The sequence below is a fragment of the Alkalihalophilus lindianensis genome (genome assembly GCF_032843265.1).
GTDB classification, from domain to species: Bacteria; Bacillota; Bacilli; order Bacillales; family Bacillaceae_D; genus Alkalihalophilus; species Alkalihalophilus lindianensis.
The window spans coordinates 1-239 of the sequence record NZ_JAWJBA010000985.1 but is presented as its reverse complement, the minus strand read 5'-3'; the positions used below and the strand labels follow the sequence as shown (position 1 = coordinate 239).

General features: G+C 66.1%; 1 protein-coding gene. It reads left to right on the top strand.

Translation table 11 applies throughout. The features are described from left to right. Positions 1-239: hypothetical protein (locus RYX56_RS26840; protein WP_500660721.1), on the top strand; the 239-nt coding region annotated here is incomplete at both ends.

The window sequence follows — 239 nt, the reverse complement described above, 5'->3', positions numbered from 1 at the left end:
GGCCGGGGCCGCCGAGTTCATCACCAAGCCCTGGCAGAACGATTCCCTGCTGCAAACCATCCGCACCATTCTGGCCCTGCGCGAGCCCGAGGCCGAAACCGACCCTGCCGCCCTCTCGCGCCGCCAGCTGGATAAACAGTATGAGCTGCGCAACATTGTGGGCCAGGATGCACGCCTGCTGCAGGTGCTGCGCAACGTGGGCCAGGTAGCGGCCACCGATGCCTCGGTGCTGATTGAGG